We start from the raw sequence: 751 nt of genomic DNA, 5'->3' as shown, positions 1-751 counted from the left end.
GTCGTGTTTGAGGAGCGGGGTTCTGCTAGCCTAAGAACCGCATCGTAATCAAATCCCCTGTGATGCTCCTATGTTGTGTCAAGCAGTTTGAAGGAATTCTTCGTAGGTTGACTTCAACTCCGATAACCGACGTTTGCCGGTTTCAATATCGCTAATTCTTGCTGGAGCACATCCAAGTTTCCTGGCGACTTGGGTTTGTGAAAGCCCTTTTTTCGAGCGCAGAGCTCTGAATTCATCGCTACTTAATCCACTGGATTGTTTCACAGGTCGCCCCAGGCACAGCACTTGATAGATCTCCCGGACAATGGCGCGTTTTAAGCACCGCATAATTTCCTTCTTCGACAATCCTTCTTTGGTTCGACGTTGCACATAGTCCCTGGTGCGTTCATCGTGACACATCCTGACCAGGACAATGCGATGCAGTGCGGCGTTGGCTTGGCGATCACCACCTCTATTTAACCGGTGCCGGTTCGTCCGTCCGGAACTCGCCGGAATAGGTGCAACGCCCCACAGATGCGCCAACGCAGCCTGGGAACGGATCCGCTGTGGATTTTCACCGACGCTCACAATCAATTCTGCGGCAGTAAGCGCCCTGCAGCCGAAAACTTGTGTTACCCCAGGATTGATTACCTCGACCAGATCGGTGATCTTGTTATCGAGTTCATCGCATTGCGCCCGCAGCATGTTGTAGGTGGTAGCCAAACTCTTCAAACTGATCAAGGTGCCATTGATCGGATCAGTGACATCTGCA

The 751-nt window shown here is 51.5% G+C and carries 1 protein-coding gene; it reads right to left on the bottom strand.

What is annotated here, in order from left to right; genetic code table 11:
- Positions 1 to 78: 78 nt before the first annotated feature.
- A partial coding sequence (locus F4V60_RS00550) for a transposase (RefSeq protein WP_150387346.1) occupies positions 79 to 751 on the bottom strand: 673 nt, incomplete at its 5' end.

The organism is Corynebacterium flavescens (genome assembly GCF_008693105.1).
In the GTDB taxonomy this organism is placed as follows: domain Bacteria; phylum Actinomycetota; class Actinomycetes; order Mycobacteriales; family Mycobacteriaceae; genus Corynebacterium; species Corynebacterium flavescens.
This window is presented reverse-complemented; position numbering and strand designations above follow the sequence as displayed.